Source organism: Micromonospora sp. C51, assembly GCF_018070435.1.
GTDB classification, from domain to species: domain Bacteria; phylum Actinomycetota; class Actinomycetes; order Mycobacteriales; family Micromonosporaceae; genus Micromonospora; species Micromonospora sediminimaris.
On the sequence record NZ_JAGPXQ010000026.1, the window covers coordinates 64070 to 79835 of the forward strand.

The following is a 15766-nucleotide window of genomic DNA, read 5'->3' on the forward strand; positions in this document are numbered from 1 at the left end:
CCCCACGGCAGAGTCCCAGGCGCGGAGGTGCGGTGCTGTACTTCTTCCTCAGCTACGCCAGAGGCGACGAGGACGCACTCGTCCAGCGGTTCTACGAGGATCTCAGTGCCGAGGTTCGGCTGATCGCCGGTCTGTCCCGGGACGAACGGGTCGGCTTCGTCGACCGGATGATCATGGTGGGTGAGCGGTGGCCGCAGCGCCTGGTCGAGGCGCTCGGCAGCTGCGGTTCCTTTCTTGCCCTGATGACACCTCGCTACTTCCAGAGCAAGCCGTGCGGCCAGGAGTGGCAGTTCTTCGCCGAGCGCACCGCCCGGTTCGAGAGCCAGCGACGAGTGGACACCTCGCTGCTCAAACCACTGATGTGGATCCCGGCGCAGCCCGGACGCATCCACCCGGTCGCCCAGCCGTTGCAGTACTCCTCCGACAGCCTGGGCGATCTGTACCAGCGCCTCGGCGTACGGCAGCTGATGCGCCTCCAGCGGCACAGCGACGACTACCGCACCTTCCTGTTCGAGCTGGCCAATCAGATCGTGACAAGTGTGGAGGCTCATCCGCTGCCGGAGCATCGCCGCCCGATCGAGCTGCACACCGTCGAGAGCGCCTTCCACGCCAGGCCGACCGCCGACGGTGCCACCCGCCTCGACGGTGACGACTACACCCAGTCGATGCTGGTCCACTTCGTCGTGGCCGCCACCGACCGGGACGAGATGCGCGGGGTTCGGCAACACCTCGCCGCGTACGGCGACGACGCGTTGCAATGGGCGCCGTACCGCCCGCCGATGCCCGAGCCGCTCATCGACTACGCCCGGGAGATCGCCGCCGACCACAGCTACCAGTCCACAGTGGTGGAGGTGGACAAGCTGCCCCGCAGCGCCGAGCAGGCCGCCCGCTACAACCAGCTGCTGGTGCTGATCGTCGACGCCTGGCTGACCCGACTGCCGCAGCGGCGGCAGGCGCTGATCGAGCACGCCTCGGTGGCGCTGGGTGGCGACCAGCGTGCCGCCACCGCGGTCCTCATCCCCGGCAGTCGTGACGACCCGGAGACCCGCGAGCAGTGGCAGGAGCTCTCCCGCGCCTGCCGGGAGATCTTCGACGGGTTCACCTCGGACGACGAGCTCTACCGCTCGAACATCATCACCCACCGCGCCTTCGAGGAGCTGCTTCCGCAGGTGCTGGAGGTCGCCCGCAACCGCGTGTTCAGTCGAGGTTCGGTGCATCGGCCACCCGACCCGTCTACGGACACCTCGCCGCCGCGACTCGACGGCCCGTGGGCGCGCGACGACGATCAGCGTGAACGGGAGGATCAGCGTGACGATCAGTGACGCGATCGCGACGGCCAGCGGCAGGGAAGGCCGGATCATCACGTTCTACTCGTACAAGGGCGGCACCGGCCGCACCATGGCGCTGGCGAACGTGGCCTGGATCCTCGCCGCGAACGGCCACCGGGTGCTCGCCGTGGACTGGGACCTGGAATCGCCGGGCCTGCACCGATACTTCCACCCGTTCCTGCTGGACAAGGACCTACGCACCTCGCGCGGCGTGATCGACATGGCACGCGACTACGCCGACGCCGCTGTACGTCCCATGGACGAGACGGAGGATCCGGACTGGGTCGACACGGCCGCCGACGTGCTGCGGCACGCGGTGTCGTTGGAGTGGCGCTTCCCGCCGCCACCCCGGGAGGTGTCCGGTGCGGCCCATCCCGCCCGCCCCGGCTTCCTGGACCTGCTGCCCGCCGGGCGTCAGGATCCGTCGTACACGAAGGCGGTCAGCACCTTCGACTGGCAGACGTTCTTCGAGAAGCTCGGCGGCAACGCCTTCCTGGACGCGCTGGCCGCCAGCATGCGGGCGAACTACGACTACGTGCTGATCGACAGCCGGACGGGAGTCAGTGATGGCGCCGGCATCTGCACGGTCCGGCTGCCCGACACGGTGGTCGCCTCCTTCACGCTGAACGAGCAGAGCATCGACGGTGCCGCTGCGGTGGCCCGGTCGATCGTCCGGCAGCGTGGCGACCGTCCGGTGCGGATCCTGCCGGTGCCGATGCGGGTCGACAACGCCGAGCAGCTCAAGCTGGAGGCCGGCCGGGATCAGGCACGCCGGCGGTTCACCCCGCTGCTGCCGAGGTTCACGCCCGAGGAGAGTGACCGGTACTGGGGCGAGGTCGAGATCCCCTACCAGCCGTACTACGCCTACGAGGAGATCCTGGCGACCTTCGGGGACCGCGCGCACCACGAGGCCAGCCTCCTGGCCGCGTACGAGCGGCTGACCCGTGCGATCACCGAGGGCGACGTCGAGGACCTGCCTCCGATGGACGATCGGCTCCGACGCACGTGGTTGGCCAAGTTCGAGCGGCAGCGGCTCGGCGGCGCCGCTCCCGACGTCTTCGTCAGCTACGCGGCCCTGGACCGGGCCTGGGCGGAGTGGATCTGCGACGAGCTTCGCGCCGCCGGCCTGCGCACGGTGATGCGCGAGGTGGACTTCCCGGCCAACCCGTCCGGCGGCGATCCGGCCACCGTCGGCCTGGACGACGCCGCCCGGCTCGTCGTGCTGCTGTCCCAGGAGTACATGCAGTCGCCGAACGCGGCCCAGCTGTGGAGCCGGGCCACCACCCACGATCCCACCACCGGCACCAGCTACCTGGTGCCGGTCCGGCTGGACAACTCGCGCGCTCCCGGGCTGTTCCTGGAACGGATTCCGGTCGACCTGGTGGGTGTCGGCGCGCAGGAGGCCACGGCCAAGCTGCTGGAGGCGCTGGATCACCCCGCCCGGCCCGCGCCCGAGCCGGAGGACCCTCAGCGACGCCGCCGGTTCCCGGGAAACGAGCCTCCGGTCTGGCGGGTGCCGCTGCCACGCAACGTCCAGTTCGTCGGGCGCGGCCCGCTGTTGGAGGAGATGCGCGACTGGCTCTCCAGCTCCGACGCGGGGCACGTGCCGCTGGCACTGCACGGGCTCGGCGGCGTCGGCAAGAGCCAGATCGCGCTGGAGTACGCCTACCGGTTCCGCGCCGAGTACGACATCGTCTGGTGGATCTCGGCGCAGCAGCCGAGCGTCCTGCGTCTCGCCCTGGACGCGCTCGCCGACCGGCTGGCCGTCGAACTGGACGCCCCGCTGAGCGGCAGCGTGAGCGAACGGGTCAGCTGGGTCCTCGATGTGCTGCGCCGCGGGGTGCCGTTCCGGCGCTGGCTGCTCATCCTGGACAACGCCGACGATCCCACCGAGCTGCTCGACCTGATCCCCCAGGGTTCCGGACACATCCTGGTCACCACCCGCAACCATGCCTGGGCTCGGCCCGCCCGGATGCTGGAAGTGGGTGCGTTCGACCGGGAGGAGAGCGTGGACCTGCTGGTCCGGCGGGCCAGCCATCTGGCCCGCGGTGAGGCCGAGCTGATCGCCGCCCGGCTCGGTGACCTGCCGCTGGCCATCGAGCAGGCGGGCGCGTGGCTGGCCACCACCGGCGAATCACCAGCCATGTACCTCACCCGGGTCCGGCGCTACCTGCCGGACATGCTCGCCGAGGAGCTGCCGGCCGACTACCAGCAGACCGGCGCCCAGCCGTGGCTGATCTCCCTGGACAGTCTGCGGGAACGCAATCCGGCGGCGGCGAAGCTGCTGGAGGTCTGCGCCTTCTTCGCCAGCGAGCCGATCCCGATGTCGCTGATCACCGGGGACCGCTTCATAAACGTGCTGCTGCCCTACGACCCGTCGTTGCGTGACCCGCTGCTGATGGGTCGGACGCTGCGCGACATCGGGCGGTACGCGCTGGCCCGCATCGACAGCGTGCGCGGCGGCGGGCGGGGCCGAGGCCCGGACCGAGCCGACGAGGTTGGCCAGGCCAGCCTGAGCATGCATCCGCTGGTGCAGGAGCTGATCCGGGAATCGCTGTCGGCGGCGGAGAAGAACGAGAACCGCCAGCAGGTGCACGCCATCCTGGCCGCCGCCAACCCCAAGGATCCGGACCATCCGGGCAACTGGCCGATGTACGCGGAGCTGTGGCCGCACCTGCTGCCGTCGCGGACCCTCACCTCGGACCAACCCGAGGTGCGGCAGCTGCTGCTCGACGTCGCCCGCTACATGTGGATCCGGGTGGACTTCGCCACCTGCGCAGAGTTTGCCGAGCAGGCGATCGAGCTGTGGCAACGGCGGTACGGCCCGGACGACCCGCAGACGCTGATGATGCGGTTCCAGCTGGCCAACGCCCTCCGTCTGGACGCTCGTTACCAGGACGCCTACGACATCGACCGGGACGTGCACGACCGACTCCGCCGTACGCTCGGCGAGGACTACGAGTACACGGTGATCGCGGCCGGCAGCCTCGCCGCCGACCTGCGGGCACTCGGCTTCTTCGAGCGGGCCCGGGAACTCGACACGCGCACCGAGGAACTGGCTCGGGAGGTGTTCGGTGAGGATCATCCCCGCGCGCTCATCGCGGCGCACAACCTGGCCATCTCGCTGCGCCTGGTCGGTGACCTGCGTGGCGCGCTGAGCCGCAACGAGCGCACGCTGGCCCGGCGTCGGGAGACGCTCGGCCCGAGGCACCCGTTCACCCTCTTCTCGGCCGCCCAGTACGGCCGCGACCTGCGCGACACCGGGGATCTCATCGAGTCCCGACGGGTGCTGGAGGCCGCAGTGGAGGCGCACCGGCTGGTGCTGGGTGAGGAGGACCCGGAGACTCTGCGGGCGTTGAAGAACTACGCGGTCACGCTACGCAAGATCGGTGAGTTGGAACGGGCACACGCGCTGAGCATCGACGTGCTGATGCGGTCCCGCCGGCGGCACGGCCCGGACCATCCGGACGTGCAGGCCAGCGCGATGAATCTGGCCTGCGACGAGTCGGCGATCGGCGACGACGTGGGTGCGCTGCACCGGGCCCGCCCGGTGCACCGCTGGTACCACGACAACATGGGCGAGGACCACCTGTTCACCCTCGCGTACGCCAACAATCTCTCGATCTTCCTCCGCAAGGCGGGCGACGCGGAGGCCGCCTTCGAGGTCTCCGAGGAGGTGGTCGCCCGGCTCAGCGAGCGGATCGGGGCGGATCATCCGTACACCCTGGCGGCCAACATCAACCTGGCGAACTGCCGGTTCGGGCGGCGGCAGTTCACCGAGGCCCTGGCCAGCGACCGGGAGGCGTACGAGCGCAGCCGGCGGATCCTCGGGCCGGGGCACCCGGACACCTTGGCGGTGGCGAACAATCTCGCCACCAGCCTCAGCGTCACCGGCGACCACGGCGGTGCCCGGTCGCTACGGGAGCAGGTCATGCCGCTGTTCCGACGGGTGCTCGGCGAGGAGCACCCGAACACCATCGCCCTCGTCGAGGCGAACCGGCTCAACTGCGATCTTGAGCCGCCACCGACCTGACCGGCGTCGGCCGAACCTGGCGTGGACCATCCGCGGCGGGCACACACGTCACCGGGGCGAGCCAGCGGGACAGCTCAAGTGGGTCCGGTGCCGGCGTGGACTCCGCGACCGCGCACAGGACGGCCCGACACAGTTCCGGGTCGGCGCGCATCGCCGCCTCGCCGGCCGGTAGCCGACCGTCGGCCAGGGTCAGGCCGACCCACGCCGCCAGGTGGTCCGGCTGCTGGCGCAACTGCCGCTGGTACCAGGCACGCGCCGCGAGGTGATCATCCGCGGCCAACGCCAGGTCGCCGGCCGACGCTTCCGGGAGCGCGTCGGCGAGGTGTTCAGTGCCGCTGCGCAGCCGCTCGAAGCGCGCCGGGTCGGCCAACCGCAGCCGGACCAGATCCAGTCGCGGGCTACGGCTCAGCCACCTGCCGTCGGCCGGTCGCACCGCGACCGGAACGGTGATCGCGGGGCAGCCGGCGCCCGCCAGCCACGTCTCGGCGAGCCGCCGCACCAGCCGTGCCTCCGGTCGCCGGTTACGCATCCGCCACACCGTCCAGTGATCGTCGGCCGCCTCCCGGGCCAACGTGGCGGCCTCGGCCGGCACCACCTCGCCCCGCCAGCCGTCGATCACCTCGCCCAGCCCGGCCACGAACCGGCGGCCGGCCGCTGTCAGCGGCCCGTACGCCCGGATGTCGGCGCAGGTCCGGGCGACTCGGTCCCGCCAACGGGCGAACTCCACCTCGGCCAGTCGGCTCCGGCCGGGCGGGAGCACCGTCCGTTGGGTACGCCAGAACTCCGTCACCGCGACGAAGGCGTAGACGCCGTGCAACGCGGCTCCGAGCGGACGGGGATCGTCCCGCCAGGGCGCGTAGTAGTACCGCCGGTCCGCGGCGTCGTGCAGCGGTTCGATGTCGATGGCGGCACCGAGTTTCGCGTGCTGGAACTCGTGCAGCAGGCCGAGGGCCAGCGCCGTACCGTCGGCGGGCGGGGTCATCGAGACCGCGCCGAAAGCGTCCATGCTTGTGACGTTCACCCCGGCACTGGCCGAGTCCGCCTGCAACGGCACCACGGTCCGCAGCCCCTCGGAGATCGCCTCCGCATGTCCACGATGATGCCGGACCAGGATCGGCCAGGCGTCGTCGAGCATCCGCTGCCACCGCCCGACCACGGCAGCGTCCAACCGCCCGGTCGCGCAGAGCCGGTGACAGTCGCGGTACGGGTCGAGGTCGTCGAGCCAGAGTTCGACGCTGAGGCCGTCGGCGCTGCTGGTCAACCGGTGCAGACCGGACCAGCCGTCGCGGTCGCCACCAACACCCGCCGGCAGGTCGTCGTCGGGCAGGGGAATCTCCACCGAGCCCACCCGCACCCGGTCCCCGGACCGGGCAACGGTCACCGGGCCGGCGCCGCCGCAGCGAGCCCGCCCGAGGGACGGCAGGAACACCTCACCGTCCGGCGCCGCGAGGGTCAGTTCGAAGTCCAGGCCGGCCCGGATCGCCGCGGTCGCCGCCAGCGCGCCGAGATATCCCAGGTCGACCTCGGCCGGGCGATCCGACTCGGACGGCAGTGCCAGGCCGGCGGTGGTGCGGCCGGACGCGGCCGGCCCTGTGGGGGTGTCCACCGGCTGACGCAGCCGGCGCAGGGTGACCGCCAGCCATGCGCCGGTGTGCGGCAGGGCGAGCAGGTCCGGGCCGACCGCCGGATCGCGCCGTACCGCGGCGGTGAGCAGTGCGAAGTACGCCGAGGTCGAGGCCGGATCGGCCAGGTCGAGCACCGCACGCAGATGCAGCATCCGCTTGCTGATCTGCCCGGCACGCAGCGTACGCACCAGGTGGGCGCCGCCCGGGCCGGCGGCGAGCGCGTCGAGATCGGCCGGTCGCAGCCGGTGGTAGCCGCTCACCGGCCCCGGCTCCGCAGGCGGGTCAGATCGGCGCGCAGCCGGCCCGACACGTGCTCGATGAGCAGCCGCAGATCCCCGCAGTAGACGGAGGGATTGCGGAAACTGCCGGCCCGGTACCGGTGCGGGTAGTTGCCGCCGCCGCAGACCAGGTGGACGGGACAGGCCCGGCACTCGGCGGCAAGCGCCGACAGGCCCGCCTGGCGTACGGCCACGGCAGGGTGCCGCAGCACGTCGTCGAAGGAGTGGTCGAAGACCGTCAGATCGGTGTCGACCGCGCCGGGATACGTGGACCGTAACGTGTCGACCTGTTCGTACCCGCCGTCGGTGTTGACCACGACAGCGGCGACCGGGCTCAATCCCACCGACTCGGTCCGGCTGCTCCCGCCGAGCATCAAGTTGATCAGTTCTTCGAAGAGCCGGACCCGGGTGAGTCGCACCGGCACGTCGTACCACGCGTCGAAGGCGTCGCAGAGCCAGTCGCCGTACGCGTCCGCTCGTGCGGCCCGCCCCGGCCCGGGTGGCGGGGCGTCCCAGTTGGCGTGCGGCAGCAGGAAGTCCACCTTCGGCGGCCGGTACGCCAGCAGGGCCTCGTAGGTCCGCCGGGGGTCGGCGTCGAGGTCGACCACGCAGAGAATGCCGGCGTACGCCCCGGGGCGGTCGGCCAGCAGCCGCAACGCCCGGTCCACCTCGTCGAAGCTGCCGCGTCCGGAGGCATACCGTCGACGCCTGTCGTTGGCGGCCCGGTCGCCGTCCAGGCTGACCCCGATCAGCACCCCCGCGTCGGCCAGCACGGACAGCGCCCGTTCGTCGAGCAGGGTGCCGTTGGTCTGCACACTGACCCGGGCGGAGGTGGGGTGCGCCGCCGCTCGCAGCCGCTCGGCCATCCGCGCCAACGTCGCGGCGCCGGCCAGCAACGGCTCACCACCGTGCAGCACGATGCGCGCCGTGCTCAGTTCGTGCGCGCGGACATGATCGGCGATCCGCCGGCAGGTGAGGTCGAAGATGTCGGCCGACATCAGCGGCGGGTCGGTGCGGGCGCGCCGATCCGCCAACTCGTACATGTAGCAGTAGTCGCAGGCCAGGTTGCATCTGCTGTGGACCTTGAGGATGAACTCGGAGAAGGGCACCGGCCGCACCGCTGCCGGAGGGTCCACCAACGCCTGACCACGCCCCTCGGCCGGCACGGTCACATCGCCGAGTTCCACCCGGCGACCGCGTCCTGCGGGCGGTCGATCTCATCCAGGATCCGGCGCAGTGAGCAGGCGAACGGCGATCCGTCCAGCTCCGGCAGATCGGCGAGGCTCACGTCGCTGAGGTCCACCAGGACTCCCAGAGAGCCGTCTTCGGTCGTATCCATATTGATCCGTCCACCCGCGAAGGAAACTCGCGCCCGAATGAGCGATGACTTGTGCGGGAGCCGCCGGACCAGAGCCCGCCCCTACCGCCGAACCCGCCAACGAACCGGGCCATCGTAGCGGCATCGCGCAACGCGGCGACTCGGGTGGGTCAACTCCTTCAACGCTTCCGGTGGTGCGGCGGACATCGGCCGCACGGTCAGCCGCGTACCCGGGACCTGACGAACTTCGGTATCGCGGCCAGCCCGGTGACCGGTCGGAACGCACGGGCCGCGTTGACCAGTGCGGCGTACTCGTCCTCGGTCAGATCGATCTCCGCGGCGGCGGCGTTCCGCTCCATCTGCTCCACGCTGGACGCACCGGGAATCGCCACCACGTTCGGGTGACGCAGCACGTACGCCAGGGCGATCTGGCTCGGCGTCGCGTCGTGCGCGGCGGCCACCTGGCGCAGCGTCTCGATCAGCGCGCTGCCACGTTCCAGGTTCTCCGGCAGGAAGTACGGGTTGGCCCGCCGGATCGCGCCGACGGGCGGATGGTTCGCGTCGTACCGCCCGGAGAGAAAGCCCTGCGCCAGCGGGCTGTACGCGATGACCAACCGGCCTGCCTGCTCGGCGTACCGAAGAAGATCCTCCTCCGGTTTGCGGTCCAGCATGCTGTAGCGGACCTGGTTGCTGAGCACCCGCCGGCCCAGCGCCGTCTCCGCCACCTGCCAGCGGCGCAGGCTGTAGTTGCTCACCCCGACCTCGGCGACGAGGCCGACGTCCTGCAACGCGCGCATCCCGCGCATGGTCCGCTGGTCGCTGACCAGGGGGTTGGGTTGGTGCACCTGGTAGAGGTCGATGCTGGTGACGCCGAGCCGAGCCGCCGAGGCGACCGCCCGCTGCTGCACCACCGACGCGACCGGCAACACCGGCAGGATCTTGGTGGCGACCGCGACCTTGTCCCGGTCGGCAGCCAGCGCCGCGCCGAGGAGCCGCTCACTGCGACCGAAGCCGTAGACCTCGGCGGTGTCGAAGAGAGTCACGCCCAGCTCGACGGCGCGCCGGACGATGTTCGCCGCCAGCCGTTCGTAGTCCGGGCCGTACCCCCACTCCCGCGAGCCGAACTGCCACGTACCGAGGCCGATCCTGGACAGGGGCTTCGGGGTGTCGAGCCGCACGTAACGCATGGGTCGACGCTACCCGTCGCGGCGCACCACGGCCGCAGCTCGACGCAACGATCGGACCTCGGGCTATGGTCATGATCGTGACCTTCCTCGCCGCAGACACGCGCTACGACCAGATGGCCTATCGGCGCAGCGGAGCCAGCGGGCTCCGGTTGCCCGCGATCTCGCTCGGCCTGTGGCACAACTTCGGGCCGGACCGCCCCTTCGAGCGCCAGCGCGACATCGTCCGGCGCGCCTTCGACCTTGGCGTCACCCATTTCGACCTGGCCAACAACTACGGGCCGCCGCCCGGTTCCGCCGAGGAGAACTTCGGCCGGATGCTCGCCGGCGACCTCAAGCCGTACCGCGACGAGCTGATCATCTCCAGCAAGGCCGGCTACCTGATGTGGCCCGGGCCGTACGGTGAGTGGGGTTCCCGTAAGAATCTGATCGCCTCGCTCGACCAGTCGCTGCGCCGACTCGGCCTGGACTACGTCGACATCTTCTACAGCCACCGGTACGACCCGGACACCCCGCTGGAGGAGACGATGGGGGCCCTCGACGCCGCCGTCCGCTCCGGCAAGGCCCTCTACGTCGGCATCTCCAACTACACCTCGGAGCAGACCGAGCGGGCCGCGGCGATTCTGCGCGACCTGGGTACCCCGTTGCTGATCAATCAGCCCGCGTACTCGATGTTCAACCGGTGGACCGAGCAGGACGGGCTGCTCGACACGCTGGAGCGGGTCGGTGCCGGCTGCATCGCCTACAGCCCGCTGGCCCAGGGTCTGCTCACCGACCGCTACCTCGACGGCATCCCGGCCGATTCCCGGGTCCGCACCAGCGTCTTTCTGAACGAGAGCGATGTGAACGAGCAGCGGCTGGCCACCATCCGGGGGCTGGCCGCCATCGCCAAGCGCCGGGGCCGGTCCCTCGCGCAGCTCGCGCTCGTCTGGGCACTGCGCGACCCTCGGATGACCAGCCTCATCATCGGCGCCAGCAGCGTGCCGCAGTTGGAGGCCAACATCGCCGCGGCGGAGAACCTCGACCTGACCGCCGAGGAGCTCGCCGAGATCGACGCCCAGTTGGCCTGAGCGGAACCCCACTTCGACACGAGCCGGGTCGCCCGACGCGGATCGGCGGGTCGTCGGACCCTGCCCCCGGGCCGGTGTCCAGCCTTAGCGTGGACGGTGGAGGTGGCGCATGCGAGTGGCAGTGTTCAGCACCAAGCCGTACGACCGGACGTTCCTCACCGAGGCGAACGCCGCAGCCGGTCATGAGCTGACCTTCCTGGAGCCGAGGCTCACCGCACAGACCGCCCGGCTCGCCGAGGGGTCGGACGCGGTCTGCGCCTTCGTCAACGACGACCTCTGCGCCGAGGTGCTCGACCAGCTCGCCGAGGTCGGCGTCCGGGTGGTGGCGCTGCGCTCGGCCGGCTTCAACAACGTCGACGTGGTCACCGCCCGCAAACTGGGCCTGACCGTGGTGCGGGTGCCGGAGTATTCGCCACACGCGGTGGCTGAGCACACCGCCGGCCTGATCCTCGCCCTGAACCGCAAGATCCACCGGGCCTACAACCGGGTACGCGAACACAACTTCGCCCTCGCCGGCCTGCTCGGCTTCGACCTGCACGGCCGTACGGTAGGCATCGTCGGCACCGGGCGGATCGGTGTCTGCGTCGCCCAGATCATGGCGGGTTTCGGTTGCCGGGTGCTGGCCAGCGACCCGTACCCGAACGACGCGGCCCGCGCCGCCGGGGTGGAGTACGTGCCGCTGGAGCAGTTGCTCGCCGAGTCGCACATCGTCACCCTGCACTGCCCGCTCACCCCGGACACCCGGCACCTGATCGACGCCGAACGCATCGCCCTGCTCCGCGAGGGCGTCATGCTGATCAACACGGGCCGGGGCGCGCTGGTCGACACCCGGGCCGTGATCAATGGCCTCAAGAGCGGCCGGATCGGCTATCTCGGCCTCGACGTGTACGAGGAGGAGAGCGACCTCTTCTTCGAGGACCGCTCCGAACGGGTGCTCGGTGACGACGACTTCGCCCGACTCACCACCTTCCCCAACGTGCTGATCACCGGGCACCAGGCGTTCTTCACCGAGGACGGCCTGCACAACATCGCCGAGACCACCCTCACCAACCTCTGTGCCGTCGAACAGGACGGCCCGGACGCCGTCCCCACCGCAGCTCGGGTCTGCTGACTCCCGGCGTCAGCGGACCCGGGCGAGGCGGCGGTAGACGCGCGGCGGGTGGCCGGTGACGCGCTTGAAGGCGACGCTGAGGGCGCTCTCGGAGCCGTAGCCCACGAGTTGCGCGATGCGGGCCAGGGTGTCGTCGGTCCGGCGGAGCCGGTCGGCGGCGAGTTCCACCCGCCAGTCGGTGAGGTATTCCAGCGGGGCCCGGCCGACCACCGCCCTGAACCGTGCCGCCAGGGTCGAGCGGGAGACCGAAGCGACCCGGGCCAGCTCCGCCACCGTCCACTGGTGTGCCGGCCGCTGGTGCAGCTCCCGCAGCGCCACGGCGACCACCGGGTCACCGAGGCCGGCCAACCAACCGGTGGCCGCTGCGGCGGCACCGGCGAGGTGGTGGCGGAGCATCTGGATCAGCATGACGAGAGCGAGGTGCTCGGCCACGAGACCGGCGGCGACCCGCTGCTGTCGCAGTTCCCGGTCGACCTGGTCGATGGCCCAGCGCAGGGTGGCGGCCTCGGCGGCCGTCCCGGGCACATGGACCACCGGGGGAAGGGCGTCGAGCAGCAGCGGGCGGGCCCGTTCGCCGAAGTGGAACGCTCCGCCGACGGCCGCGAAGTCGTCGCCCGTCCCGGCCCGGGCCACCCCGCCCGTCGCCGCCAGGAAGATCGGTCCCGCCGGCACCGGGACCGCCTCCGGGTCGCTGAACAGGGTGTACGGCCGGGAACGGGTAAGCAGGTAGCAGTCACCGGCCACGAGGGGCAGCGAGTCGGCGGAACCATCGAGGCGCAACCAGCAGCGCCCCCGGCGGACCGCGTTGAACTTGATTCCCGCGGGTGCCTCGAACTCGACCGCCCAGCTGCCGCCCGCCTCCATACTGGCGGAGAGGCGGCCGGTGACGCCGACCAGAGTCAGCACGTCGTGCAGCGGGTCCACGCTGCCTCCTGGACTCACACTAAAGATAACTGGACGAAAAACCATAGTACGTCTGACATGGGGAACCTAACGTTGCCGTCATGGACGACAACACGAAGACCCGTTCCCGGGTCGTCACCCCGTTCGGGCCCCGGACGACCGCTGCGGAGGTACTGGACGGCGTCGACCTCACCGGCCGCCGGATCATCGTCACCGGCGGCGCCTCCGGCCTCGGCACCGAGACCGTACGCGCCCTGGTCGGCGCCGGGGCGGAGGTGACCATCGCCATCCGTCGCCCCGCCGCCGCAGCCGACCTGGTCGAGGAGATGTCAGCCCGCTCGGGCTCGGCCCACGCCGCCCCGCTGGACCTGTCCGACCTGACCTCGGTCGCCGCCTTCGTGGCGGACTGGCAGGGACCGGTGGATGCCGTCATCGCCAACGCCGGGATCATGGCCGTGCCGAGCCGTGAGCTCACCGCTCAGGGCTGGGAGGCGCAACTCGCCACCAACCACCTCGGGCACTTCGCGCTCGTCACCGGCCTGCACGACAACCTCCGCGACGCCGGTTCGGCCCGTGTCGTCCTGGTCAGTTCGGGTGCGCACCTACGGGCACCGTTCGACTTCGCCGATCCGCACTTCGAGCAGCGCGCGTACGACCGTTGGTCGGCGTACGGCCAGTCGAAGACCGCGACGGTGCTGTTCGCCGTCGGCATCGCCAACCGTTGGGCGGACGAGGGAATCGTCGCCAACGCCGCCAATCCCGGTTACATCCTGACCAATCTCCAGCGGCATCTCGACGACGAGACGATGCGGGCCTTCGGGGTGCTCGACGAGGCCGGCAACCGGGTGCCGTTGGACTACTACAAGACGCCCGAGCAGGGCGCTTCGACCTCGGTCCTGCTGGCCGCCTCACCGCTCGTCGAGGGTGTCACCGGGCGGTACTTCGAGGACAACCAGGAGGCCGAGGTGACTCCGGTGCCGGAGGAGGCCGAGGCGGGGGTCGCCCCGCACGCTCTCGACCCGGCGGCGGCGGAGCGCCTGTGGAGGTACTCGGAGCAGGCCGTCGCCGCCTGAACCGCCGTTGTCACCCTGTCCTGGCCGGGAAGAAACACGGCGTTCCTTCCCGGCCACGGCGGCCCCGGTCAGCGCTGGATGGACTTGGTCTCCAGGAACTCCTCCAGACCGGCCCGGCCGAACTCACGGCCGTTGCCGGACTGCTTGTAGCCACCGAACGGGGCGTACGGGTTCCAGTGGCCACCGTTGACGTCGACCTGACCGGCCCGCAGTCGACGGGCGACGGCGAGCGCGTGCTCGGGCTCGCCGAAGACGCCGGCGGTGAGGCCGTACATCGTGCCGTTGGCGATCTCCACGGCCTCGTCCTCGTCGGCGTACCCGATGATGGTCAGGACCGGGCCGAAGATCTCCTCCTGGGCGATTGTGGAGTTCGGGTCGACCTCGGCGAAGATGGTCGGCCGCACGTAGGCCCCCTGCTCCAGCCCGTCGGGCCGGCCGGGACCACCGAACACGAGTTTCGCCCCGTCGGCGATACCGCGCTCGATGTAGCTGTCGACCTTGCGCCGGTGGGCCTCGTACGCCATCGGACCGATCCGGGTGGTCTCGTCGCGCGGATCCCCGACCGGGTACTGGGCCGCCGCAGCCACCGCCAGGCGCACGACCTCGTCCTGGCGCGACGCCGGCACCAGCATCCGTGGCCACGCGCCGCAGACCTGGCCGCCGTTGGCGAACGCCATCATCACCCCGGTCTCCACCGCCCGGGGCAGGTCGGCGTCGTCGAGGATCACGAGAGCGCCCTTGCCACCGAGTTCGAGCGCGACCCGCTTGACGGTTTCGGCGGCGACGGCCGAGATGCGCCGCCCGGCCCTGGTGGAGCCGGTGAAGGAGATCATGTCGATGTCCGGATGCGCCGAGATCGCCTCACCGACGACGTCCCCCGTGCCGTAGACCACGTTGAACACGCCGGCCGGTAGGCCCGCCTCGGCGGTCACCTCGGCGAGGATCCGCGCGGTCAGCGGCGCCACCTCCGACGGCTTGAACACCACCGTGTCGCCCGCGATCAGAGCGGGTGCCAGCTTCGACACGATCTGCTGCAACGGGAAGTTCCAGGGCGTGATCGCCCCCACCACACCGATCGGCTCGCGGACGATCAGCGAGTTGCCGACCTCCTCGGTCCACTCGAAGTCCTCGGCCAACGTGGCGAACGAATCGGCGACCGCGATCGGGAAGCCCACCTGGGCGGTCCGGGACATGCTCAGCGGCGAACCCATCTCGGCGGTGATCGCCGCGGCGATCTCCTCGCTCCGCTCGCGCAGGCCAGCGCTGATGCGCCGCAGCACGGCGGCGCGCTCGACGGCTGGGGTGGCCGCCCAGCCGGGGAAGGCGGCCCGCGCGGCGGCGACGGCCCGGTCCACGTGCGCGGCGGTGCCGGCGGGCACCTCGGCGACGATCTCCCCGGTGGCGGGGTTGCTGACGGTGATGGTCTGGACGGATCCGGCGGGGTCCACCTCGCCGTTGATCCAGTGTCCGGTGGGTGTGTGGGTGTTGGTCGTCATGGATCCGAGTCTTGGCTGGTCGCCCGGGGCCAACCAGGCACAGCCGATCCGTGGCTGGCAGGTCGCCGGTCGGGCCCCCGGATCCCCGGACAACCAGCACCTGGCTGCCCGAGCCCGCTCGTGCCAGCCTGGGAAACAGCCCCGGACCTGCGGTTGTTCAGCCTTTGAGGGGCGTCTGGCCGCGGTACCGCCGGACCACCCCGGCGGTGCGGAAGCGGAAGGAATCTCAATGATCGTGTCAAGCCCTCGCGGTGAGCGGGGGTGAGTCGTGGAATTCGCGGTTGTCGCGCAGCAGTGCCCAGAGCACGTCGACGAGTCTGCGGGCCAGGGCGATGAGGGCCTGGGTG

Annotated in this window: 11 protein-coding genes; 5 read left to right on the top strand and 6 right to left on the bottom strand. The window is 71.0% G+C overall.

Annotated features, from left to right (window positions below; all coding sequences use genetic code 11):
- Positions 1 to 32: 32 nt before the first annotated feature.
- On the top strand, positions 33 to 1322 hold the full coding sequence (locus tag KBX50_RS22670) for a TIR-like protein FxsC (RefSeq protein ID WP_210939594.1): 1290 nt from the start codon (positions 33 to 35) through the stop codon (positions 1320 to 1322).
- The gene (gene fxsT / locus KBX50_RS33660; protein WP_210939595.1) at positions 1309 to 5361 is read left to right on the top strand and encodes an FxSxx-COOH system tetratricopeptide repeat protein; all 4053 of its coding nucleotides are present in this window, start codon (positions 1309 to 1311) and stop codon (positions 5359 to 5361) included. The genes KBX50_RS22670 and fxsT overlap by 14 nt, the downstream gene beginning before the upstream one ends.
- On the opposite strand, the gene KBX50_RS33665 is transcribed toward fxsT, so the two are convergent.
- The 4 genes from KBX50_RS33665 to KBX50_RS22695 form a co-directional block, all read right to left on the bottom strand.
- A complete protein-coding gene (locus tag KBX50_RS33665; RefSeq protein WP_210939597.1) occupies positions 5330 to 7246 on the bottom strand; it encodes an HEXXH motif domain-containing protein in 1917 nt (638 codons plus the stop codon). The two genes, fxsT and KBX50_RS33665, sit on opposite strands and share 32 nt — an antisense overlap.
- Positions 7243 to 8451, bottom strand: a complete 1209-nt coding sequence (locus KBX50_RS22685) for an FxsB family cyclophane-forming radical SAM/SPASM peptide maturase (RefSeq protein ID WP_307871043.1) — start codon at positions 8449 to 8451, stop codon at positions 7243 to 7245. The genes KBX50_RS33665 and KBX50_RS22685 overlap by 4 nt, the downstream gene beginning before the upstream one ends.
- Positions 8433 to 8603: an FxSxx-COOH cyclophane-containing RiPP peptide gene (fxsA, locus tag KBX50_RS22690; RefSeq protein ID WP_099847423.1), complete on the bottom strand. Its 171-nt coding sequence runs from the start codon at positions 8601 to 8603 to the stop codon at positions 8433 to 8435. The genes KBX50_RS22685 and fxsA overlap by 19 nt, the downstream gene beginning before the upstream one ends.
- 197 nt (positions 8604 to 8800) lie before the next feature.
- The gene (locus KBX50_RS22695; protein WP_210939599.1) at positions 8801 to 9769 is read right to left on the bottom strand and encodes an aldo/keto reductase; all 969 of its coding nucleotides are present in this window, start codon (positions 9767 to 9769) and stop codon (positions 8801 to 8803) included.
- Between the two features lie 71 nt (positions 9770 to 9840).
- Between KBX50_RS22695 and mgrA the strand changes: the two genes are divergently transcribed.
- Both mgrA and KBX50_RS22705 read left to right on the top strand, forming a co-directional pair.
- Positions 9841 to 10836 carry an L-glyceraldehyde 3-phosphate reductase gene (gene mgrA / locus KBX50_RS22700; RefSeq protein ID WP_210939601.1) on the top strand — a complete coding sequence of 332 codons (996 nt, stop codon included), beginning with the start codon at positions 9841 to 9843 and terminating at the stop codon, positions 10834 to 10836.
- 109 nt (positions 10837 to 10945) lie between these two features.
- Entirely contained in the window at positions 10946 to 11947 is a 1002-nt protein-coding gene (locus tag KBX50_RS22705) for a 2-hydroxyacid dehydrogenase (protein ID WP_210939602.1), read from the top strand.
- A 9-nt stretch (positions 11948 to 11956) separates the two neighbouring features.
- Here KBX50_RS22705 and KBX50_RS22710 read toward each other — a convergent pair whose 3' ends face one another.
- Positions 11957 to 12871: an AraC family transcriptional regulator gene (locus KBX50_RS22710; protein ID WP_210939604.1), complete on the bottom strand. Its 915-nt coding sequence runs from the start codon at positions 12869 to 12871 to the stop codon at positions 11957 to 11959.
- Between the two features lie 80 nt (positions 12872 to 12951).
- Here KBX50_RS22710 and KBX50_RS22715 point away from each other — a divergent pair, with 80 nt between their 5' ends.
- Complete coding sequence (locus KBX50_RS22715) at positions 12952 to 13923, top strand: SDR family NAD(P)-dependent oxidoreductase (protein ID WP_210939606.1); 972 nt, start codon at positions 12952 to 12954, stop codon at positions 13921 to 13923.
- A 68-nt stretch (positions 13924 to 13991) separates the two neighbouring features.
- On the opposite strand, the gene KBX50_RS22720 is transcribed toward KBX50_RS22715, so the two are convergent.
- Positions 13992 to 15419 (bottom strand): aldehyde dehydrogenase family protein, encoded by a 1428-nt coding sequence (locus KBX50_RS22720; RefSeq protein ID WP_210939608.1) that lies wholly within the window; start codon positions 15417 to 15419, stop codon positions 13992 to 13994.
- Positions 15420 to 15766 lie beyond the last annotated feature (347 nt).

Coding starts and splice junctions, on each gene's coding strand:
- KBX50_RS22705 (WP_210939602.1), top strand. CDS start 10,946: ATGCGAGTGGCAGTGTTCAGCACCAAGCCGTACGACCGGACGTTCCTC.
- KBX50_RS22715 (WP_210939606.1), top strand. CDS start 12,952: ATGGACGACAACACGAAGACCCGTTCCCGGGTCGTCACCCCGTTCGGG.
- KBX50_RS22695 (WP_210939599.1), bottom strand. CDS start 9,769: ATGCGTTACGTGCGGCTCGACACCCCGAAGCCCCTGTCCAGGATCGGC.
- fxsA (WP_099847423.1), bottom strand. CDS start 8,603: ATGGATACGACCGAAGACGGCTCTCTGGGAGTCCTGGTGGACCTCAGC.
- KBX50_RS22720 (WP_210939608.1), bottom strand. CDS start 15,419: ATGACGACCAACACCCACACACCCACCGGACACTGGATCAACGGCGAG.
- mgrA (WP_210939601.1), top strand. CDS start 9,841: ATGATCGTGACCTTCCTCGCCGCAGACACGCGCTACGACCAGATGGCC.